This is a genomic window from Streptomyces sp. JH34 (assembly GCF_029428875.1).
Classification (GTDB): Bacteria; Actinomycetota; Actinomycetes; order Streptomycetales; family Streptomycetaceae; genus Streptomyces.
Map to the genome: position 1 here is coordinate 4560657 of NZ_JAJSOO010000001.1, position 20803 is coordinate 4581459.

Annotated in this window: 22 protein-coding genes and 1 riboswitch; of the genes, 11 read left to right on the forward strand and 11 right to left on the reverse strand. The window is 69.2% G+C overall.

Annotated elements, in window-relative coordinates; genetic code table 11:
• Positions 1-487 precede the first annotated feature (487 nt).
• The 4 genes from LWJ43_RS20340 to LWJ43_RS20355 are packed head-to-tail and all read right to left on the reverse strand — an operon-like array spanning position 488 to position 3984.
• Positions 488-1432, reverse strand: a complete 945-nt coding sequence (locus LWJ43_RS20340; RefSeq protein ID WP_277333652.1) for an SUKH-3 domain-containing protein — start codon at positions 1430-1432, stop codon at positions 488-490.
• Positions 1429-1818, reverse strand: coding sequence for a YwqJ-related putative deaminase (locus tag LWJ43_RS20345; RefSeq protein WP_277333653.1), 390 nt, complete (start codon positions 1816-1818; stop codon positions 1429-1431). The genes LWJ43_RS20340 and LWJ43_RS20345 overlap by 4 nt, the downstream gene beginning before the upstream one ends.
• Positions 1811-2341: an SUKH-3 domain-containing protein gene (locus tag LWJ43_RS20350; RefSeq protein WP_261988994.1), complete on the reverse strand. Its 531-nt coding sequence runs from the start codon at positions 2339-2341 to the stop codon at positions 1811-1813. The genes LWJ43_RS20345 and LWJ43_RS20350 overlap by 8 nt, the downstream gene beginning before the upstream one ends.
• The gene (locus LWJ43_RS20355; protein WP_277333654.1) at positions 2296-3984 is read right to left on the reverse strand and encodes a YwqJ-related putative deaminase; all 1689 of its coding nucleotides are present in this window, start codon (positions 3982-3984) and stop codon (positions 2296-2298) included. Before LWJ43_RS20355 ends, LWJ43_RS20350 begins: the two co-directional genes overlap by 46 nt.
• A gap of 409 nt (positions 3985-4393) precedes the next feature.
• Between LWJ43_RS20355 and LWJ43_RS20360 the strand changes: the two genes are divergently transcribed.
• Entirely contained in the window at positions 4394-4552 is a 159-nt protein-coding gene (locus LWJ43_RS20360) for a hypothetical protein (protein ID WP_277333655.1), read from the forward strand.
• 22 nt (positions 4553-4574) lie between these two features.
• Positions 4575-4988 carry a hypothetical protein gene (locus tag LWJ43_RS20365; RefSeq protein WP_277333656.1) on the forward strand — a complete coding sequence of 138 codons (414 nt, stop codon included), beginning with the start codon at positions 4575-4577 and terminating at the stop codon, positions 4986-4988.
• Between the two features lie 72 nt (positions 4989-5060).
• Here LWJ43_RS20365 and proP read toward each other — a convergent pair whose 3' ends face one another.
• Both proP and bcp read right to left on the reverse strand, forming a co-directional pair.
• The gene (gene proP, locus LWJ43_RS20370; RefSeq protein WP_277333657.1) at positions 5061-6557 is read right to left on the reverse strand and encodes a glycine betaine/L-proline transporter ProP; all 1497 of its coding nucleotides are present in this window, start codon (positions 6555-6557) and stop codon (positions 5061-5063) included.
• A gap of 127 nt (positions 6558-6684) precedes the next feature.
• On the reverse strand, positions 6685-7152 hold the full coding sequence (gene bcp, locus LWJ43_RS20375) for a thioredoxin-dependent thiol peroxidase (protein WP_203186520.1): 468 nt from the start codon (positions 7150-7152) through the stop codon (positions 6685-6687).
• Between the two features lie 128 nt (positions 7153-7280).
• Between bcp and LWJ43_RS20380 the strand changes: the two genes are divergently transcribed.
• The 3 genes from LWJ43_RS20380 (at position 7281) to LWJ43_RS20390 (ending at position 8534) form a co-directional block, all read left to right on the forward strand.
• On the forward strand, positions 7281-7631 hold the full coding sequence (locus tag LWJ43_RS20380) for a DUF3618 domain-containing protein (protein WP_277333658.1): 351 nt from the start codon (positions 7281-7283) through the stop codon (positions 7629-7631).
• 75 nt (positions 7632-7706) lie between these two features.
• The gene (locus tag LWJ43_RS20385) at positions 7707-8042 is read left to right on the forward strand and encodes a GroES family chaperonin (protein ID WP_033298980.1); all 336 of its coding nucleotides are present in this window, start codon (positions 7707-7709) and stop codon (positions 8040-8042) included.
• 60 nt (positions 8043-8102) lie between these two features.
• Positions 8103-8168: riboswitch (guanidine-III (ykkC-III) riboswitch) on the forward strand.
• A 45-nt stretch (positions 8169-8213) separates the two neighbouring features.
• Positions 8214-8534: a DMT family transporter gene (locus LWJ43_RS20390; RefSeq protein ID WP_014046245.1), complete on the forward strand. Its 321-nt coding sequence runs from the start codon at positions 8214-8216 to the stop codon at positions 8532-8534.
• A 52-nt stretch (positions 8535-8586) separates the two neighbouring features.
• Here the strand turns inward: LWJ43_RS20390 and LWJ43_RS20395 are convergent, their stop codons facing one another.
• A complete protein-coding gene (locus tag LWJ43_RS20395) occupies positions 8587-11067 on the reverse strand; it encodes a transglycosylase domain-containing protein (protein ID WP_277333659.1) in 2481 nt (826 codons plus the stop codon).
• Between the two features lie 150 nt (positions 11068-11217).
• On the opposite strand from LWJ43_RS20395, the gene LWJ43_RS20400 reads away from it, so the two are divergent.
• The 4 genes from LWJ43_RS20400 (at position 11218) to LWJ43_RS20415 (ending at position 14375) form a co-directional block, all read left to right on the forward strand.
• Positions 11218-12018, forward strand: a complete 801-nt coding sequence (locus tag LWJ43_RS20400; RefSeq protein WP_277333660.1) for an ABC transporter permease — start codon at positions 11218-11220, stop codon at positions 12016-12018.
• Between the two features lie 7 nt (positions 12019-12025).
• Positions 12026-12883, forward strand: a complete 858-nt coding sequence (locus tag LWJ43_RS20405; protein ID WP_277335946.1) for an ABC transporter permease — start codon at positions 12026-12028, stop codon at positions 12881-12883.
• 18 nt (positions 12884-12901) lie between these two features.
• Entirely contained in the window at positions 12902-13870 is a 969-nt protein-coding gene (locus tag LWJ43_RS20410; RefSeq protein ID WP_277335947.1) for an ABC transporter ATP-binding protein, read from the forward strand.
• 85 nt (positions 13871-13955) lie between these two features.
• Positions 13956-14375 carry a hypothetical protein gene (locus tag LWJ43_RS20415; protein WP_277333661.1) on the forward strand — a complete coding sequence of 140 codons (420 nt, stop codon included), beginning with the start codon at positions 13956-13958 and terminating at the stop codon, positions 14373-14375.
• Here LWJ43_RS20415 and LWJ43_RS20420 read toward each other — a convergent pair.
• Positions 14354-15133, reverse strand: a complete 780-nt coding sequence (locus LWJ43_RS20420) for a helix-turn-helix domain-containing protein (protein ID WP_277335948.1) — start codon at positions 15131-15133, stop codon at positions 14354-14356. The two genes, LWJ43_RS20415 and LWJ43_RS20420, sit on opposite strands and share 22 nt — an antisense overlap.
• A gap of 185 nt (positions 15134-15318) precedes the next feature.
• Between LWJ43_RS20420 and LWJ43_RS20425 the strand changes: the two genes are divergently transcribed.
• Positions 15319-15990 carry a DUF1707 domain-containing protein gene (locus LWJ43_RS20425; RefSeq protein WP_277335949.1) on the forward strand — a complete coding sequence of 224 codons (672 nt, stop codon included), beginning with the start codon at positions 15319-15321 and terminating at the stop codon, positions 15988-15990.
• A 54-nt stretch (positions 15991-16044) separates the two neighbouring features.
• On the opposite strand, the gene LWJ43_RS20430 is transcribed toward LWJ43_RS20425, so the two are convergent.
• The gene (locus LWJ43_RS20430; protein WP_277333662.1) at positions 16045-17307 is read right to left on the reverse strand and encodes an SGNH/GDSL hydrolase family protein; all 1263 of its coding nucleotides are present in this window, start codon (positions 17305-17307) and stop codon (positions 16045-16047) included.
• 153 nt (positions 17308-17460) lie between these two features.
• Between LWJ43_RS20430 and LWJ43_RS20435 the strand changes: the two genes are divergently transcribed.
• Entirely contained in the window at positions 17461-18801 is a 1341-nt protein-coding gene (locus tag LWJ43_RS20435) for a DUF445 domain-containing protein (protein ID WP_277333663.1), read from the forward strand.
• Positions 18802-18954: 153 nt separating this feature from the next.
• On the opposite strand, the gene LWJ43_RS20440 is transcribed toward LWJ43_RS20435, so the two are convergent.
• Complete coding sequence (locus LWJ43_RS20440; RefSeq protein WP_277333664.1) at positions 18955-19260, reverse strand: hypothetical protein; 306 nt, start codon at positions 19258-19260, stop codon at positions 18955-18957.
• 94 nt (positions 19261-19354) lie between these two features.
• The gene (argG, locus tag LWJ43_RS20445) at positions 19355-20803 is read right to left on the reverse strand and encodes an argininosuccinate synthase (protein WP_147963620.1); all 1449 of its coding nucleotides are present in this window, start codon (positions 20801-20803) and stop codon (positions 19355-19357) included.

Consider the following 20803-nt stretch of genomic DNA (forward strand, 5'->3'; position numbering starts at 1 on the left):
ATCGTACCGGCCTGCCGGCTCAGCTGGTGAGGGAGTCTCCAGGGCCCCCGTTCGGCGTGCGCCCCTCGGCGCCACGTACTGGTCACCGCATGGCAGTTCGGGCACAGGAGCCGCAGATTCTCCATGCGGCCGTCGCTCAGCTTCCTGGGGCCTGGGAGAGCCGTGGCGAGGGTGGAGCCGTGTGGTTGTGCGCCAGTGGGCTGCCAGGGCAGGGAAGATCGCTTCTACGTCGAGGGGGCGTGGCGGGGTGGTGCGGGTCATGAGGGCCTGCTTCGTCAGCCGCTGGGCCCTGACCGGTGCTGCCATTCCGCCTCCCCTGCTGGTCGAAAGCATCGTCACTTTCCACCAGCACAACGAGCAACCCGGTGAACCGACGCAGTCACCACACCAGGCCCTGTTCTGGAACTCGCTGACCTGCCTGGTTGGCCGTCCCATGGGCGGGCCGGTCCTGGCCGTGTTCGGACTCGCGGCTGGTGACGGGCCTCTCTCAGGCAGAGAGGGCCGGGGCTTGTCGGGCCAGGTCCTCGGAACACGCTTGAACGGCTGTCCGGAGACGGCCGATCGAGGCAGCCGCACCTGCGGCGAGATGCAGCTCCACGGTCGCAGGGGTCTTCGCGAGGTGTCCCGTGCGCACAGCGCAGCTGACGGACGACTGCTGAGCGGTGGCGTTACGCGGAGCAGGCACCTCCACCTTGAGTTCTGCTCCTCGTGTCGTCACACCCTCAGCCTCGATCAGGGCTTCCATCTTTGCCGCAAGGGGCACTGCACCGTCCTCCAGAGAACCGCCAGGCAAGGGGACAGTACGGTCCAGGGCGACCGGAGCTATGCCACGTAGGGGCGTGACGATCAGCCGAAGGTGTCGGGCGCTGAATACCTGCCGGTGGTGCAGCACGTAGACAGCGACAAGCGCCATGTGTATGACGTCGGCCAGCGGCTCCCCGTTCGGCGACGAGACGGTCCAAGTCCACTGCCGGGCGGCGATCCTGTACGGGGCACGTCCTTCAGTCAACGCGGCGAGGCCTTCACGGACCGTGTCACCGAGCTGCCACTGTCCTCCGTGATCGATCGAGAAGAGTCGCCCCTCTTCGTCTACGGCGAGGATTGCGTCGGCGTCCGTGCGTCCGAGCGGAAACAGCCGGGATCCCGTGCTCTCCGTGAGACGCGACAGCGGATGTCCGGCATGCCGGACCACCACGGGGTCGATCACCCATCCCGTGGGCGCGACCTGTTGACCAGGCCCGGCCGGACGCGAGCGCAGTCCGTGAAATGCGCGCAGTGCCTGCTCGGCAGCGGGGAACAGCACCCACGGCGAGGTGCCGGGCGCCGGCTCTATGAGCGCGACAGCCCTGAAGACAGCTGACAAGGCCTCCGATTCGACATCACGGCCTTGGTGCCACCCGGCGGATGCCAGTACATCCTCGCCGCGTGTCATGAGCTGATGACGTCGATGCCGAGCCGCTCGAGCAGCGCCGAGCAGGAACGGCATACCTGAGCCGGGGAGCCGTGGTCGGGGTCGCCCTGGCTGCGAATCTTCTTCGCGACGAGGGCAGCCCCGGTGAAGTGGGATGCGGCCTCGTCGAGGGTTGTCGTCCCCCCGTCGGGGCGCTTACGGTCCAGCCCCCACAACTGGTCCGAGACCAAGGCGGACTCGGCGCAGTGCCCGACGAAGTACTCGCGGTTCTCCGTGGGGAGGGCGTCGAAGAAGTCCCGCACCGCAGGGTGAAGGTCAGGCAGTCCATCACCACCGAGATTGGTCTGACTGAAGATCTGGCCGTTGACGAGTAGTGAAGCCGCCACTCCGGGGACGAGGTCAGACAAAGTAGTTCTCCGCATCTTCCATCTCGCTACTCATGAGGCTCATCAGTGCCTCGTATTTTTCGCGCCCCAGATAGTAGGCTCCTGTGTGATGCGAAAAAAAGAATCGCCCGTTCGTGTCAATGAGCAGGGTGGAACCATCGTAGGTGTCGTACCCGACCGGGAAAAGCTGTACACCGAGGTCTGTGGCGAGTTCGGAGATTTCCTCGGCATCCCCTTTGAATACGAGATGCGGGGTAAATACGGCGAAATTCTCTGGTGCGGTATCGATGACCGCCCGAAGGAATGCATGCTCCCGAATGAAGGCGAGGGCGGGGGCAGAAGGTTCGATCTCCACGCCGTAGGAGCGATATCGCTCGACGACGGCCGAAACTGCTTCGGATGCCTCGTCTCCGACGTTGCGCCCCGGATGCCATCCGGCCTCTGACAGCCACGCATCCACTTCTTCTGCTGTGGAAAGAATTGACATATTTCCCTTGCCTATGTGTGTGCTGTGACGCCGACCAGCGGAAGAATTCTTGAACATGACCGGCAGGGCTCTTTGTAGTCCCCGTGCTTCTTGAGTCCGGTGGGAGAATCCTGCTCCCCGATCTGCAGGGAGTATGCGAGTGCGCCGCTCATGGCCCTGCGAATGTCGTCGGGTGTACTGATCTTTATGTTGTCTCTTTTCTCTATGCCGTGCAGACGGTCGGATATGAGTGCAACCTCGGCACATTTGCCATGCCCTGCGCCCGGGTTCTCGTTATCTGCTCGGATGTCTCTCTCCACCTGATCGACGACATTTTTGAGCGCCGGGTGGGTGTCGAGGAGCACTTGACCGTGCCGCTTGGTGGAGCTCGAGTGGCTCGTCAGAGTTCCCTCGTGCAGCAAAGCTCCTGCACATGATTTCACCAGGCGATCCTTGCCGGTCGGGTGATGGCCAGGTGCCTGTTTCTGGGCATCGTCCGCAAGTCCGCGCGTTTCCCGACGGAGGGCATCTCGCTGCTGTTCCGGGCTCAGGTGGCTCACGTCCAACGCGTCACGTCGGTGGTGCTTCATTTTACCGGCGCTCTTCCCGTGCCAGCCCGGCTGAGGACTTATCGGCTTCCCGTCGGGGTCTCCGCCGCCATTCCTGCCCCCTCTCCCTCCCCCTCCCCCTCCGCCTCCACCGCCCCCGCCGGAGCCGCTTTTGTCCTCGCCTACCCGGGCATGAATCTTCTGGACTCCGTCGCGGATGTCGTGGTCGGTGTCCTTGTGCGTCTTGGAACTCCTGGTGATGCCGTCGGGAACCGTCTTGCCGACGTGGTCGCCAAGATCACCCAGTGCCTTGCCGAGCTTCTCCACCACCCCCTCGATCGTGGTGTCGAGTACAGCGGTCAGGGAGTCCTTGCCCTTGGCCCGGCCGTGGTGCCCCTTGGCCTTGCCGAGCTTGCCGCCCGTCTTCTCGCGCATCGTGATCTGCACACCGGCCAGGTGCATCCCGGCCTTGCTGTGCGCATCGTGGTCGATCACCGGGCCACCGCGCGGACCCGGGCCACCGGACCCGCCAACCGAGTTGATCTGCAGCGCGTCCTTGCCCGCCTGTGCCGTTTGGCCTGGGTCGTAGCCTTCCTGCACACCCGCGACGTTCAGCGCCGTCTGGACCGCCAGATCCGCCACGATGTTCTCGATCGCGGCGACCGCCGGCTCGGTGAGCGTCGCGACGATCTCCGATACGGCGGCTTCAGCCATCTCCTTGAGGATCCGCTTGAAGGCGATACGGGTCGCCGCGATCTTCGCGCCGGCGAGCAGCGTCGACAGCCCGGCGGTCAGCGGTGCGAAGGCCAGGGTGATTCCCACCGTCGCGCACAGGTCAGCCAGTTCGGCCACGGCGGCTATCTTTCGGGCCACGATGATGTCCGCGACCCGGTCCAGCGCACCCGCGACGAGCCGCGCGGCCTTCGCCAGATCCTTGTGCTTGCCCTGCACCTTCGACCAGTGCTTGTCGAGCGCGGTCAGCGACTCGCTCTGCCCGGTCGCCAGAAGTTTCTGGATGTGCTGGTAGGCGGCGTACGCGTCGTCGTCCGCGTCGTCCCCGAACTCCCGCAGTGCGTCCGCCATGTCGCGGTAGGCGTCCTCGTCGACGTTCGGCCAGCCCACACCAACCACATCGAGCATCGTGTCGACGCCGTCAGGAATCGTGTACCCCACGATGCCTCAACCCCCGATATTCAGCAGATAACCGCGTTGTAGCAAGATCAATGAGCATGCCATGCGACGAGTTCGTAAGCCCAGGCAGTTCCCGGACACTCGACAAGTCGATAGGGCAATGGGATCAACACCATTGCGTCAGTTGGTCGAGCTGCTGCACAACCCCCTCCCTCGCCGACTCCCTGACGGGGGACGGCGGGGGCAGGCGCCGCGTCGTACTGCTGCGGTCCACGCCCCAGTGAGACGGCTCCGCCGGACGAGGACAAGACGGGCGGCGTCGCCGCGGCCCCATCGCTGCCGGCCGTTCACGAACTGGTCCTCGACCACCTGACCGGCCGCCGCCCCGGCCCCGCCGTCCTGGTCGTTTGCAACGCCCACCGACTGCTGACTACGCCTGCGTGAGAAGCTCGTGCTGCCCGACGTCGACCCCCGCGCAGTACGCGGCCTGAAGTTCTCCGCCGCCCTGCCGGAACGCCTCGCCGTCGCCACGGTGGCGGCCCGTCCGGCCGGCTTCGAGGGCGCCCGGTCCGCGCTGGGCGCGCCGGTGCGTTTCCAACACAGCACCTGACCGACCTGCCCAAGGAATCACCATGGCACCCCGCTTCGAGACAGCCCGTTTCCACTCCGAGTCCGGGCCGGCTTCCCTGTTCACCCGCGTGCGCCACATCCTGCGCGAGCCGACGCGGCTGAAGGCCCAGGGCGCTCACGTGATCGAGCGTCTCCAGCAGCGCAACGCGCCCGTCGAGGAGCTGACGGCGTTCGACCCGGACAACTGGGACCTGGTCTCGGCCGACGTACGCACCGATACCGGCAAGTGGGTCAAGTCGACCTGGCGGGTCCATGCGGATGGCCGGGACTGGTGGGTGGTGATCGGGCTGGGCAACGCACTGGTCACGGTGATCGAGGTGGATCCTTGGAGGCGCGGCCAGGGCGAGCGTGTCGTCACCGAGGGGCCGCTGCACGCACACGTCGAACGTGTCAATCAGGACCTCATGCGCGGCTGAGGGCCGCAGGCGCGGGGGGAAGCCCTGCCGTCCGGGTACTCCCCGATACGGCCCTCCGGCACCGAGCGTGCGTCAGAACTTCGGTTCCGGGCTCTGCGCGTGGACCAGGTCCGCCGCTTCCTCCTCCGTCTCCACCGAGGGCGGGGAGCCGGCCAGCGGCTGGTTGGCGGTCTCCTTCATGCAGGCCACCGCGATCACGCCGACCAGGGCCGCGGCCATCGCGTAGTACGCCGGCATGAGGTTCGAGCCGGTCCAGCTGATCAGGGCGGTGATCACCAGCGGGGTCGTGCCGCCGAAGATCGACGCCGAGAGGTTGTAGCCGACCGACAGGGAGCCGTAGCGCACGTTGGTCGGGAACAGGGCCGGGAGCGCGGCGGACATCGTGCCCAGCAGACAGACCAGGGAGAGGCCCAGCATCAGCATGCCGATGATGATCGCCGGGATGCTGCCCTGGCGGATCAGGAGGAAGGCCGGCAGTGACAGGAAGAGGAAGCCGAGCATGCCGGTCATCAGGAGCGGCTTGCGGCCGAAGCGGTCCGAGAGCTTGCCGAACCGGCTGATGATCAGCATCAGGAAGACCATGACGCCGAGCAGGATCAGCAGGCCGTGGGTCTCGCTGTAGCCGAGTTCGTCGGAGAGGTACGTCGGCATGTACGACAGCAGCATGTAGTCGGTGATGTTGTACGCGCCGACGAGGGCGATGCAGAGGATCAGCGTCGGCCAGTACTGGCGGAAGATCTTCGCGAGGTCGCCCTTGGCGGTGGCCTCGACGTGGTCGGCGGCCTCCGTGGCGTGGGCGGTGCCGCCCTCGAGCTTCTGGAAGGCGGGGGTCTCGTCCAGGCGGAGCCGCAGGTAGAGGCCTACGAGGCCGAGGGGGCCGGCGACGAGGAACGGGATGCGCCAGCCCCAGGACTCCATCTGGCCGGTGTCCAGGACGGCGTAGAGCAGGGTGACGAGTCCGGCGGCGCCGACGTATCCGGCCAGCGTGCCGAATTCGAGGAAGCTGCCGAAGAAGCCGCGGCGCTTGTCGGGGGCGTACTCGGCGATGAAGGTCGAGGCGCCGCCGTACTCACCGCCGGTGGAGAAGCCCTGGAGCATCCGGAAGAAGATCAGCAGGACCGCGGCCCAGACGCCGATGGTGTCGTGTGAGGGGATGAGGCCGATCGCGAAGGTGCCGACCGCCATGAGGATCATGGTGAGGGCCAGGACCTTCTTGCGGCCGATCTTGTCGCCCATGGGGCCGAAGAACATGCCGCCGAGAGGCCGGACGAGGAAGGCCACGGCGAAGGTCGCGAACGACGAGAGGAGCTGGGTGGTGTCGTTCCCGGAAGGGAAGAACACGTGCCCGATGGTGACGGCCAGGTAGGAGTAGATGCCGAAGTCGAACCACTCCATGGCGTTACCGAGCGACGCCGCCTTCACGGCACGCTTGACCGCCTGGTCGTCGGTGATGGTGATGTCCGTCCGACGGAGCCGGGGGTTCTGACGCTTCCGGATGGCCCGGAAGAGTGCCGGGTGGCGCTTGACCGCATCAGGGTCGGCCGCCTGGTGGGGGTCGGAGGCCGCCATGGCCGGTTCCTTTCGTCGAACGGTGTTCCAGGAAAGGCTTCTGCGCAGACATGGCGGTTGCAAACCGAATCAACGGGAGATTGCGACCTCGGTCACACGTTTTTCGGCCAGGACCCCCTGGATCGAGTCAGATCCCTAGGTCCTTGATGATCTTGGCGACGTGCCCGGTCGCCTTGACGTTGTAGAGGGCCTTCTCCACCTTGCCCTCCTCGTCGACCACGATCGTGGAGCGGATCACCCCTGTCACCACTTTGCCGTAGAGCTTCTTCTCGCCGAACGCGCCGTATGCCTCCAGGGTCTCCTTGGAGGGGTCGCCGACCAGTGTGACCTTGAGGTTCTCCTTCTCGCGGAACTTCGCGAGCTTCTCCGGCTTGTCGGGCGACACGCCGATGACGTCGTAGCCGGCGCCGGTCAGGAGCTCCAGGTTGTCGGTGAAGTCGCAGGCCTGCTTGGTGCAGCCTGGGGTAAGCGCGGCGGGGTAGAAGTAGACGATGACCTTGCGGCCCTTGTGGTCTGCGAGCGAGACATCGTTGCCGTCGGCGTCCGGAAGGGTGAAGGCGGGGGCGGTGTCGCCGGTCTGGAGTCGCTCGCTCATGTCTCTCCTCGAGTGGCACGTGTGCTGTGTGGCACCGAGCGTAATAGGGGGTGCCGCCGGGTGCGGGGGCGGCCGAGCTGACAGACTGTCGATGAAGGTTTACCCGAGACGACCACGGAGGCGGCGCAGTGTCGGATACCAGGACCCCTGCGCAGATCGAGGCGGACATCATCAGCAGGCGCGCGCAGCTTGCGGTGGTGCTGGACGAGATCGGGGTGCGGGTGCACCCGAAGACGATGATCGGTGACGCGAAGGCCAAGGTCGCGTCGACGGTGGACCGGACGGCGGGGCGTGCGTACGTCGCGGTGAATCGTTCGGTTTCGGACGTGAAGGCGCAGTTCGTCGCGGAGGACGGTTCGCCGCGGCTGGAGCGGGTGATTCCGGCCGCGTTGGTGGTGGTCGGTGCGGTGGCGTTGCTGACGGTGTCGACCTCCCGGTCGTCCGGGCCCTCGCGGTCCGGGTGGCGCAAGAGGCGCTGAGGGCGGTCTCCGTGCGGCCCCGGGCGTGTGGAGCGGTTCGGGGCAGGTAGGTTTCTGCGCGTGAGCGACAACGGCATGAGCAACACCGATGACAAGCTGCCGATCCGGATGCTGCACGACCGTGTGCTGGTCCGGTCGGATTCACCCGAGGGTGAGCGGCGGTCGGGCGGCGGGATCCTGATTCCGGCGACGGCGGCGGTCGGCCGGCGTCTGGCGTGGGCCGCGGTGGTCGCGGTCGGCCAGAACGTGCGGACCGTGGAGCCGGGTGACCGGGTGCTGTACGACCCCGAGGACCGTGCCGAGGTCGAGGTGCGGGGTGTGGCGTACGTGCTGATGCGTGAGCGGGATCTGCACGCGGTGGCGGCGGACCGGTTCGAGGGTTCGGTGGATTCGACGGGGCTGTATCTGTAGGCAGGTGTGGGTCGAGTGGGCCTGGTGACTGTGGTCACCAGGCCTTTTTGCTGTTCTGTGGGCTTGCTACGGTGGTGGGACCCCGACGAGACGCGCCGTACCGGGTTTCCGCAAAGACGACGCACCCGTGTTGGTCACGCGTTTCGCGTGTTTCGTCGTGGAGGTGCCGTCGTGGCGTGGGTTCTGCTGGTCGTGGCCGGTCTGCTGGAAGTGGGCTGGTCGATCGGGATGAAGTACACCGAGGGGTTCACGCGGCTGTGGCCGAGTGTGTTCACGGGCCTCGGGATCGTTGCCAGCATGATGCTGCTGTCGCAGGCGGCGAAGACGCTGCCGATCGGTACGGCGTACGGCGTGTGGGTGGGGATCGGTGCGGCCGGTGCGGCGGTGCTGGGCATGGTCGTGCTGAACGAGCCGGTGACCGCCGCCCGTATCTTCTTCGTCTGTCTGCTGCTGGTGGCGGTGGTGGGGTTGAAGGCGACGTCCGGTCACTGAGCTGTACGGCGACGGCGGCGCTCCCGGGTCCGGGAGCGCCGCCGTCGTGTGTTCAGGGGCGGGTGGGGCCTTGGGGGTCCTGCCCGTCCCTGTCGTGCGGGTCGGCCGGGGGGCCTGCGCCGGGGCGGACCGGTTCGCGGTGGGCGGGTTCCTTTCCGGGCCGGTGGGTGCCGGGGGCGCGGGCGTCGGTCCGGCGGTCCCGGCCGTCGGTGTGCGGGGGTGCGGCGGCGGGGTCGGTGGCGCGGGGCCCGTCGGGGGCGCGGGTCGCTTCCGAGGGGGAGTCGGGGGTGCGTGTTCCGCGTCGTTCCTCGCGGGAGTCCGCGGTGCCGGGTGCGTCGGTGTCCTCGCGGTCCCTCGGTTTCCGGGTGCCTCCGGCTTCCTCCGTGTCGTCGGGGTCCCCGCTCTCGTCCGGCTCTCCGCTCTCCTCGGGGTCGGGTTCCTCGGGGCCTTCGTCGGCCTCCAGGTCGAAGTCCTGTACGGGGCTGCCTTCCAGGGCGGCTCTGGTGTAGTCCGCCCAGGTCTCGGCGGGTGCGCCGCCGCCGTTCATGCGGGCGAGGCCGAGTGCGCCGTAGAGGGGTTTCTGTACGCCGGTCTCGGGGTCCTGGCCCATGACGGCGATGACGGTGGCGAGGTCTGGGGTGTAGCCGGCGAACCAGGCGGCCTTGTCCTCCTCGGCGGTGCCCGTCTTGCCGGCGGCGGGGCGGCCGGAGCCCTGGGCCGCGGTGCCGGTTCCGCCGTCGACGACGCTGCGCAGGACGGAGGTGGTGGTGTCGGCGGCTTCGCGGCTGACGGCGCGCCGGGTGGTCCTCTCGGGGAGGTCGAGTTCCTCGGCGTTCTTGCTGATCTCGGAGACGAGGGTGTGGGGGCGTTGCCTGCCGTGGTCGGCGAGGGTGGCGTAGGCGGAGGCCATGTCGACGACGCTGGCGGTGGCGGGGCCGAGTGCGATGGACGGTGAGGCGGTGAGGTCGGGGGTGTCCTGGGGGATGCCGAGGGCGATCGCGGTGTCCTTGACCTCCTGGGGGCCGACGTCCTGGGCCATCTGGGCGTAGACGGCGTTGACGGATTTGTCGGTGGCTTCGCGGACGGTGATGTGGCCGTAGTCGACGTCGTCCTCGTTGGCGGGGGAGTAGTCGGTGGAGCCGGTGGCGCTCTGGACGGTGCGTTCGTTGGTGCCGTCGTAGCGGGTGTTGGGGGTGATCGCGCGGTCCTTCTGGGTGGTGGACCCGTTGGCGAGGGCGGCGGCGAGGACGAACGGCTTGAAGGTGGATCCGACCTGGTAGTCGCGGCGGGTGGCGTTGTTGACGAACTGTCTGGTGTAGTCGACGCCGCCGTAGAGGGCGACGACGTGGCCGGTGCCGGGGTCGACGGAGGCGCCGCCGGCGCGGACGTTGCGGTCGGCGTCGCGTTCGTCGCTGGTTCGGGACAGGACGTTGTCCTTGACGGCTTCGACGAGGGCGTCCTGCTTCTTCTTCTGGAGGGTGGTGGTGATGCGGTAGCCGCCGGTGGCGAGGGTCTTCTCGTCGAGGATCTTGTTGGCGGCGAGGTAGTGGTCGACGGCCTGGACGATGTAGCCGCGCTGGCCGGAGAGCGCTGTGGCGGGCTTGGCCTTGCCGGGGACGGGGAAGGTCATGGCGTCGCGGTCGTCGGGGGTGAGCCAGTGGTGTTGGACCATGCCGTCGAGCACGTAGTCCCAGCGGGCGAGGATGGCCTTCTTGTTCTCGGGGTGGGCGACGACGTCGTTGGAGCTGGGGGCGTTGAGCAGGGAGGCGAGGTAGGCGCCTTCGCCTGCGCCGAGGTCTTCGACGTCCTTGCCGTAGTAGGCGTGGGAGGCGGCCTGGATGCCGTAGGCGTTGCGGCCGAAGTAGCTGGTGTTGAGGTAGCCCTCGAGGATCTCGTCCTTGCTCTGTTCGCGGTCGAGCTTGATGGAGATGAAGAATTCCTTGGCCTTGCGGACGACGGTCTGTTCCTGGCCGAGGTAGTAGTTCTTGACGTACTGCTGGGTGATGGTGGAGCCGCCCTGCCTGCCCTTGCCGGTGACGGTGTTCCAGCCGGCGCGGAGGGTGGCTTTGACGTCGATGGCGTCCTCGGAGTAGAAGTCCCGGTCCTCCGCGGCGAGTACGGCGTGCTGGATGGTGCGGGGGATGCGGCGGAGGGGGATGTTCTCGCGGTTGATCTCGCCGTCGCGGGCGATGACGGTCTTCCCGTCCGCGTACAGGTAGACGTTGGACTGGGCGGTCGCGCTGGCGTTCGCGGCTGGGATGTCGACGATCTGGTAGCCGGCGATGAATCCGCCGACGAGGAGCAGTGCGAGGAGGAGTACGCCGCCGAGGACCATGCGCCAGGTGGGGACGGCGCGTCGCCAGCCGGTGCGCTTGGGCCGCTTGGGGCGTTTCGTGCGCCCCTTGGAGTCCTTTGCGCCGTTCGGGTGCTGGGGGTCCGGGGTGGGGGCCGTGGCCGAGTGGTCTCGGGGGGCCCAGCCCTGGGAGCCCTGCTGACCAGGGTCTCCGCCGTCCTGCGGTGGCTCTTGGCTCATGACTGTGAGGCTCCTCGACTGCGGATGATTTTCCTATAGTGCACTTTTCGGGCGGATAACCCTCGGATCCCTTCGACGGAAATAGGGTCGCGGCGGCCGATGGGCCTCGACTAAGGTCGTGCGCTTTGGCGGAAAGAGGGGGGGAGCGAGGTGCGGCTCTATGCCGTGGTGGCGGCCGGGGGATTCCGGCGGTACACCACTTACCGGGTGGCCACGCTCGCGGGGGTGTTCACCAACACCGTCTTCGGTTTCATCATGGCGTACACCTACATCGCCCTGTGGGACGAGCGTCCGCACCTCGGCGGGTACGACATGTCGCAGGCGCTGACCTATGTGTGGCTGGGTCAGGCCCTGCTGATGACCTGCGCGATGATGGGCGGCGGCTTCGAGGACGAGCTGATGGAGCGGATCCGTACGGGCGACATCGCGGTCGACCTGTACCGGCCCGCCGACCTGCAGCTGTGGTGGATGGCGGGGGACCTGGGCCGGGCCGCGTTCCATCTGCTGGGGCGCGGGATCGTGCCGATGGTGCTGGGCGCCCTGGCCTTCGATCTGGCGCTGCCGGGCTCCCCGTGGACCTGGCTCGCCTTCCTGGTGTCGGTGGTGCTGGGGGTGGTGGTGAGCTTCGCGGTGCGCTTCCTCGTGGCGCTGTCGGCCTTCTGGCTGATGGACGGGGCCGGGGCGATGCAGATCGCCTGGCTGGCCGGGTTGTTCTTCTCGGGGATGCTGCTGCCGCTGAACCTGTTTCCCGGTGCGCTCGGTGAGGTGGCCCGCGCACTGCCGTGGTCGTCCCTGCTGCAGGTTCCGGCCGATGTGTTCCTCGGTACGTACGCGGGCTGGGACCTTGCGGGTGCGTACGCCTTCCAGGCCGGCTGGGCGGTGGTGCTGCTGCTCGCGGGACGGCTCCTGCAGTCGGTGGCGACGAGGAGGGTGGTGGTCCAGGGTGGCTGAGGTCCGGGTGGAGGGCGTCGTCGCGGCGGAGCAGGGCATCGTGTCCGCCGAGAGGTCGCGGCTGGTCGAGGGGGTGCGCGGGTACGGGCTGATCGTGGGGATGTGGCTGCGTTCGACGATGGCGTACCGCGCGTCGTTCGTGATGACGGCCGTGGGGAACTTCGTGGCGACGGGCTTCGACTTCGTCACGATCATGCTGATGTTCACGCACGTCGACGTGCTGGGCGGCTTCACGCTGCCGGAGGTCGCGCTGCTGTACGGCGCGTCGGCGACCGCGTTCGGGCTTGCCGACCTGGTGCTGGGGTCGATGGACCGGCTGGGGCGGCGGGTGCGGGACGGGACGCTGGACACGCTGCTGGTGCGTCCCGTGCCGGTGCTGGCGCAGGTGGCCGCCGACCGGTTCGCGCTGCGCAGGCTGGGGCGGATCACCCAGGGGCTGCTGGTACTGGGCTACGCGCTGCTGGTGCTGGACATCGAGTGGACGCCCCTGAAGGTGGCGATGCTGCCGATGATGGTGCTGAGCGGGGCGGCCGTCTTCGGGGCGGTGTTCGTGGTGGGGGCGGCGTTCCAGTTCTTCGCCCAGGACGCCTCCGAGGTGCAGAACGCGTTCACGTACGGCGGGACGACGCTGCTGCAGTATCCGCCGTCGGTGTTCGCGAAGGACCTGGTGCGTGGGGTGACGTTCGTGGTGCCGCTGGCGTTCGTGAGCTGGCTGCCGGCCCTGTACGTGCTGGGCCGGGACTATCCGCTGGATCTGCCGCGGTGGGTGGCGTTCCTGCCGCCGGTGGTGGCCGTGGGGTGCTGGGTGATCGCGGGGCTGGCGTGGCGGGTGGGACTGCGGGCGTACCGCAGTACGGGAAGCTGAGGAGTGGGCGTGGACGACATGGACTTCATCGAGCTCGACGGTGTCGAGAAGGTCTTCGACGTGCGTCGCAGGACGGGCTTCATGCGCCGTGAGCGGCGCGAGGTGCGGGCGGTGGACGGGATCAGTTTCCGGGTGCCGCGCGGTGAGATGGTCGGTTACATCGGGCCGAACGGGGCCGGCAAGTCGACGACGATCAAGATGCTGACGGGCATTCTCACGCCGAGCGGGGGCCGGCTGCGGGTCGCGGGCATCGACCCGACCCGGGAGCGTACGAAGCTCGCGCACCGGATCGGTGTGGTGTTCGGGCAGCGTACGACGCTGTGGTGGGACCTCCCGTTGCGTGATTCGTACCGGCTGATGCACCGGATGTACCGGATCCCGGACAGCCGGTTCCGGGAGAACATGGACCGGTGCGTCGAACTTCTGGATCTGGGCGCGTTGCTGGAGGTACCGGTGCGTCAGCTGTCCCTGGGGCAGCGGATGCGGGGGGACATCGCGGCGGCGCTGCTGCACGATCCGGAGGTTCTGTACCTGGACGAGCCGACGATCGGGCTCGACGTGGTGTCGAAGGCCAAGGTGCGTGGGTTCCTGCGGGACCTGAACGCGGAGCGTTCGACGACGGTGCTGCTGACGACGCACGACCTGACCGACATCGAGCAGCTGTGCAAGCGCGTGATGGTGATCGACCACGGGCGTCTGATGTACGACGGTGCGCTGGCCGGGCTGCACGAGGTGGGTGAGAGCGAGCGCACGCTGGTGGTGGACCTGGAGCGGGAACTGCCGCCGATCGAGCTGGGGTCGGAGCCCTCGGTGCGGGTGGTGAAGGTGGAGGGCCCCCGGCAGTGGCTGGCGTTCCCGGCCGCGGCGTCGGCCGCTCCGCTGGTGGCGCGTATCGCGGCGGACTATCCGCTGGTCGACCTTTCGGTGCGGGAGCCGGACATCGAGTCCGTCATCGCGAAGATGTACGTGTCGGATCCCGCCGCCTGAAGGCCATTCCCGGGAGGGAATTGCCGGTCTCCACCGCGCCCCGCAGGATCTGGTCCCGACGGAACCGCCGGGCAAGGAGACGAACATGGCCGAGACCGACCCGCAGCGACTGGCCGACCGCTACATCGCTCAATGGAATGTGCGCGACGCCGCAGAGCGCCGCGCGGCCGTCGAGGGACTCTGGGCCGAGGACGGCACCCACGTCCTTCACCCCCCTGCGGAGATGCGACGGACCGCCGCGGAACTCGGCTTCGACCACCCGACTCTGCGGGCCCGGGGACACGACGCCATCGAGATCCGCGTGGCGCGTAGCTACGAGCGGTTCGTCGAGGAGCAGGGATTGGTCTTCCGGGCGCGACCGGGCGCGACACGTCTCGAGGGCGTGGTCAGGATCGGCTGGGAGGTGGTGTCCGGGACCGGCGACGTGGTGGGTGGTGGTTCGGACATGCTGGTACTCGACGACGACGGCCGTATCAAGGCCGATTACATGTTCCCGGGCTCGTGACCGGCGGCGGTGCGAGCCCTGGTCGCGGCTGCTGCTGAGAGAGCCTCGGCCGTCGCCGGGTCGGCCGGCAGGAACGCCTCCAGCTTCAGCTCGGCAAGCGTCACGTCGACGGCGGTGGCGAAGGTCGTCACCGTGGTCATCAGGCGCAGTTCGCCGTACGGGGACCGCAGGCGCAGTGGCACCGCGAAACCGAGCTGCCCGGCGGACTGCTCCAGCTCGGGAACGTATCCGGTGAGCTCGGCGCGCAACTCCTGGAGGTGGCCGAGGCGTACCAGGATGTGGCGCGCCCACTCGGCGAGGTTGAGTATGCGGCGGGCCAGGCCGTCGGGGTGCAGCGCCAGGCGGTACACGTTCGTTCCCGGGCCCACCAGCTCGGGGGCCGCGCCCTCGGTGATGACGTCGAACGCGGTGTTCGCGGCGATCAGGTCTCCGCTCCGGTCCACGACCAGCGCCGGATACGGCAGGTGCCCGCGGAGGATGTGGTCGATGGCCGTGCGCACGGGGGCCAGCACCGGATCGTCCAGCGAGCTCTCCGGGTAGACGGGCGCGTACCCGGCGGCCAGCAGCAGCTCGTTGCGTTCCCGCAGCGGCAGCTCCAGGGACTCGGCCAGGCGCACGACCATGTTCCGTCCCGGGACGGACCTGCCGGATTCGATGAAGCTGAGGTGGCGCTGGGTGGTGCCCGCCCGCAACGCCAGGTCGAGCTGGCTGACATGACGGCGGGTACGGCGTTCGCGAAGCGTGCGAGGGAAGTCCACCGGCCTGTTGTAACGGTGGCGGGGGGCCACGGGCCATTCCTTGCGGGGAATTGCCGCCACTCCTGCCGGAGGGAGCACGGCCGGCGTGGGCCGTCGGCGAATCCGTGATTCGTGACGGGACAACCCTTGGGCTCGTCCCGTGATTGCTCTATAGGGTGCGCCGTATGACAAGTGAGAACCCGGACATGCGTGCCTCCGACGCGGAACGCGAGCGGGTCGCCGAGACCCTGCGGGAGGCCGTGGCCGAGGGCCGGCTGGAGATGGACGAGTTCGAGCAGAGGCTCGACGCGGCGTTCAAGGCGCGTACGCACGGGGAGTTGGTGCCGCTCGTACGCGATCTTCCGGTGCCGGCCGGGCCGGTGGCCGGTGCGGTGGCCGGGCGGAAGGGATCGTCCGCCGGGTGGCCCGCGCGGATCGGTGGGGCCCCCACGTCCTCGGGGGCGTTCGCCTTCTGGGGCGGTTTCAGCCGTAAGGGCCGCTGGACGGTGGGGCCGAGGTTCACCGCGTTCGCGATGTGGGGCGGTGGGGAGATCGATCTGCGTGAGGCGCACTTCGCGGAGCGGGACGTCGTGATCCGCTGCTTCACGATCATGGGTGGTATGCAGGTGACGGTGCCACCGGACCTGAACGTCCAGGTCAACGGCCTCGGCATCATGGGTGGTTTCGGGGAGCACTCGAAGCTGGACGAGGAGCCGGAGCCCGCCCCGGACGCGCCCCGGGTGAGGATCACCGGGTTCGCGCTGATGGGCGGGGTCGGTGTGGAGCGCAAGCGGAGCAGGGCGGAGAAGCGGCGGCTCCAGGAACAGGAGCGGCTGCGGAAGCCGGACACGGGGGACGGGCGCGAGGAGCTCGGCTGATCCCGGCGGTGCGCGAAGGCCGGGCGCCCGCCGGGCCTTCGCGTCGTGCGTGGGTCAGAAGGCGTCCGCCTTCGGTGTCCCGTCGACGGCGCCGAGGTCGATGGCGCGGCCCAGGGTGCGGTAGCCGGCGTCGTTGAAGTGCAGCCGGTCGCCCGAGTCGTACTCGGGCAGGATCCGGTTGGGCGCGTACGGGTCGCGGACGGCCCGGTCGAAGTCGACGAACGCGTCGAAGATCCGGCCGGAGCGGATCTCCCTGTTGACCGCGAGGCGCACGTCGTTGCGCTCGGGCGACCAGGTCGCATAGCCCTGGAAGGGCGTCAGTGTCGCGCCGACGACCCGGAGGCCCTGGGCGTGCGCGCGCTCGGTGAGCGCGCGGAGCCCGGCGGTGATGCGCTCGGGGTCCGGTTCCTGCGGGAACTGCTGCACGTCGTTGATACCGAGCGCGATGACCACGGTCCTGGCTCCGGAGACGGACAGGACGTCCCGCTCGAAGCGGTGGGTGGCGCTCAGGCCGCCCAGGTTCTTCACACCGCTCAGCGCGAGCGGGCTGTCGCGCAGGAGGCGGTTGCCCGCTATGCCTTGGTTGGCGATCCCGTAGGCGTGCCGGAGGCGGTCGGAGAGGACGTCCGTCCAGCGGGCGTTGGCGTCGGTGGTGGAGCCGCTGCCGGCGGTGAGGGAGTCGCCGATCACGACGATCGCACCGGGCGAGGTCGTGTTCCGGACGTCGACGGCGGTCAGGTAGCGCCACCGGGTGGTGCTCCACGTGCCGTGGTCGTCGGCCAGGAAGGAGGTCTGGTGGGTGTTGGGGTGCTGGGTGACGGGCCCCGCGGCGTACGGGGTGCGGAAGGTGACCTCCAGGTCGGCGTCGGGTGCGACGGGCACGACGACGGGGTCGCTGACGACCTGCCGGCCCGCCGCGACGGTGACGGTGGGCCGCCCCTGGAAGGTCACCGGGCGGGTGTTGACGGCGGCCCGGTCGATGACGAGCGGTGCGGTGCCGAAGAGGTTGGACACGGTGATGCGGGCGGCGTCACCGCCGACACTGGTGTGCACGATGTTGCGGATGACGCGGCCGGGGTAGCCCCGTCCCGCGTCGGGCTCCGCACTGACGGGTGCACCGGTCCAGGTGGCGACCCAGGTGCCGGTGGAGTTGGCCGGTGCGGCGGGGTTGCGGGCCGCCGTGTGGCTCTGGGGTCCACTCAGCGGTGTCCGCCGCTCGTCGGTGATCAGCGATGTGCCGAACGCGACGGCGGTGGCGAGCGTCGCGGTGCCTGCTACGAGGGCGATGAGCAGGGCGTAGCCCTGGCGCCTGGGCATCTGCGGTGATTCTCCTTGCGGTGTTCGGCCCGGTGTCCGGGTTGCTCTCATGATGCGACAGGCCGCGGGGAACTCGACGTGCGGCCCGGGAGTAGGTGAGGTAGGGACAATGCGTACGGCACGGCGTGACGCGTACGCGGACGGGTGGAGCGGATGGAACAGGACGCGGGACAGGGAACGGCGCCCGGGACGGACGGCCCCGGGGCCGTCCGGCCGAGGCCGACGCTCGGCGGGTTCGCGTACACCGCCGCCGACGAGGAGAAGCGGCGCGGTGTGCGCCGTATGAAGACCACCGCCACGGGTCTGCTCCTGCTCGTCGCGCTCGTGTACGTCCTCGCCACCTGGGCGAAGAACGAGGGTGTGGGCGGCTGGCCGGGCTACGTCGCTGCGGCCGCCGAGGCCGGAATGGTGGGTGCGCTGGCGGACTGGTTCGCCGTCACGGCGCTCTTCCGGCGTCCGCTCGGCCTGCCCATCCCGCACACCGCCATCATTCCTACCAAGAAGGACCAGTTGGGGGAGTCACTCGGTTCCTTCGTGGGCGAGAATTTCCTCTCCGGAGACGTCGTTCGTGACCGAATTCACGCTCTGGGCGTCGGTTCGCGGCTCGGGACCTGGCTGGCGGAGCCCGAACACGCCGACCGGGTCACCGCCGAGCTGGCCACCGCGCTGCGCGGGGCGCTGACGGTCCTGCGGGACTCCGACGTGCAGGCGGTCGTCGGGGAGGCGATCACCCGGCGGGCGGACGCGGCGGAAGTGGGTCCGGGGATGGGGAAGATGCTGGAGAAGATCGTCTCGGACGGCGGTCACCGCAGGGTCGTCGACCTCGTCTGCGTACGGGCGCACGACTGGCTGGTCCTGCACGGGGACTCCGTGATGGACGCGGTGCAGGGCGGGGCGCCGGGGTGGACGCCGCGGTTCGTGGACAAGCGGGTGGGGGAGCGGGTCTACAAGGAACTGCTGCGCTTCGTCACGGAGATGCGGGACATGCCGGGCCATCCGGCGCGTGGATCGATCGACACGTTCCTGACGGACTTCGCCGCGGACCTCCAGACGGACACGGACACCCGGGCCCGGGTGGAGCGGCTGAAGTCGGAGATCCTGGGGCGTGGTGAGGTCCAGGACGTCATCGCGTCCGCCTGGTCGTCCGTCCGCTCGATGATCATCGCGGCGGCCGAGGACGAGCGGAGCGAGCTGCGGACGCGGGCGCGGTCGTCACTGATGTCCCTGGGCGCCAGGCTGGCCTCCGACGAGCGGCTGCAGGCCAAGCTGGAGGGCTGGCTGGAGGACGCGGCGGCGTATGTCGTCACGACCTACCGCACGGAGATCACCTCGCTGATCAGCGACACGGTGGCCGGCTGGGACGCGGACCAGACGTCGAAGAAGATCGAGGCGCACATCGGGCGTGACCTGCAGTTCATCCGGATCAACGGGACCGTGGTGGGCGCGCTGGCCGGGCTGGCGATCTATTCGGTGTCGCACGCGCTCGGGGGCTGACCGGGGGCATGTCCGTCCTGTCGTACGGGCACACCCCCGGGTCACGCGGGGAGTTGTCCTTCAGTACGCACCCCGCCGGTGTCCGATCCCCGGGGCCCGGACTTCTTCCCGCGGGGCCCCGTCCGGGGGCCCGGCCGGGACGCCGTGCCGGGGCTATCGCGCGCTGCGCCGGGTGACCGCCCAGGACGCGGCGGCGACCCCGCCCGCCACGGTGAACACGGCGGGCCAGGCGCCGACCTTCTTGGCCAGGGGGTGCGAGCCGGCGAAGGCGGCGACGTAGGCGACGGTGAGCCCGGTGGCGGCGCGGGCCCCGGCCTGCCGGTTCCACTCGTACGCCGCCACCGACCCGGCGGCGGCCAGGGCGACGCCGCCCAGCGGGCGCTTCCCGGTCCAGCGGGCGATTCCGTAACCGCCGAGGAGACCGCCCGCCGCCACTGCCGCTGCCGGGACCTTCGCCATTGCCGCCACCTTCGCTTTCCTGCCTGGTACGCCGGCGTGTCCGCCGTGGATCCGAGGATACGGTTCCGTGCCGGCGTGCCGGCCGGGGCACCCGTCAGTCGGTGCCGAACTCCATCGCGGCGCGGTCCAGCAGCTCGTCGTCGCCGGAGACCTCGCCGCGCGAGGCGATGGCCTGGGCGCCGCCTTCCGGCATGGCGCCGATCAGACCGGTCGCCGCCGCCTGGGCCGCGCCGATCAGGGACGGCTGGGCCGCGCCGACGAGGCCGAGGCCGGCGAACTGCTCCAGCCGGGCGCGCGAGTCGGCGATGTCGAGGTTGCGCATGGTGAGCTGGCCGATGCGGTCCACCGGGCCGAACGCCGAGTCCTCGGTGCGCTCCATCGACAGCTTGTCCGGGTGGTAGCTGAACGCGGGGCCGGTGGTGTTCAGGATCGAGTAGTCCTCGCCGCGCCGCAGCCGCAGCGTCACCTCGCCGGTGACGGCGGAGCCGACCCAGCGCTGCAGCGACTCGCGGACCATCAGCGCCTGCGGGTCCAGCCAGCGGCCCTCGTACATCAGCCGCCCGAGGCGCCGGCCCTCGCTGTGGTAGTGCGCGAGGGTGTCCTCGTTGTGAATCGCGTTGACGAGGCGCTCGTAGGCGGCGTGCAGGAGCGCGAGGCCGGGCGCCTCGTAGATGCCGCGGCTCTTCGCCTCGATGATGCGGTTCTCGATCTGGTCCGACATGCCCAGGCCGTGGCGGCCGCCGATGGCGTTGGCCTCCATCACCAGGTCGACGGCGGAGGCGAAGGGCTTGCCGTTGATCGTGACGGGGCGGCCCTGGTCGAAGCCGATCGTGACGTCCTCGGTGGCGATCTCGACCGAGGGGTCCCAGAACCGGACGCCCATGATCGGGTCGACGGTCTCCACGCCGGTGTCGAGGTGCTCCAGCGTCTTCGCCTCGTGGGTGGCGCCCCAGATGTTGGCGTCGGTGGAGTACGCCTTCTCGGTGCTGTCGCGGTAGGGCAGCCCGTGGGCCACCAGCCACTCCGACATCTCCTTGCGGCCGCCCAGCTCGGTGACGAAGTCGGCGTCGAGCCACGGCTTGTAGATGCGCAGGTGGGGGTTGGCGAGGAGGCCGTAGCGGTAGAACCGCTCGATGTCGTTGCCCTTGAAGGTGGAGCCGTCGCCCCAGATCTGCACGTCGTCCTCGAGCATCGCCCGCACCAGCAGGGTGCCGGTGACGGCGCGGCCGAGCGGGGTGGTGTTGAAGTAGGCACGGCCGCCCGAGCGGATGTGGAACGCGCCGCAGGCGAGTGCTGCCAGGCCCTCCTCGACCAGCGCCGCACGGCAGTCGACCAGGCGCGCGATCTCGGCACCGTAGGCCTTGGCGCGGCCGGGCACCGAGGCGATGTCGGGCTCGTCGTACTGGCCGATGTCGGCGGTGTAGGTGCACGGGACGGCACCCTTGTCGCGCATCCACGCGACCGCGACCGAGGTGTCGAGGCCGCCGGAGAAGGCGATGCCGACGCGCTCGCCGGTGGGCAGGGAGGTGAGGACCTTAGACAT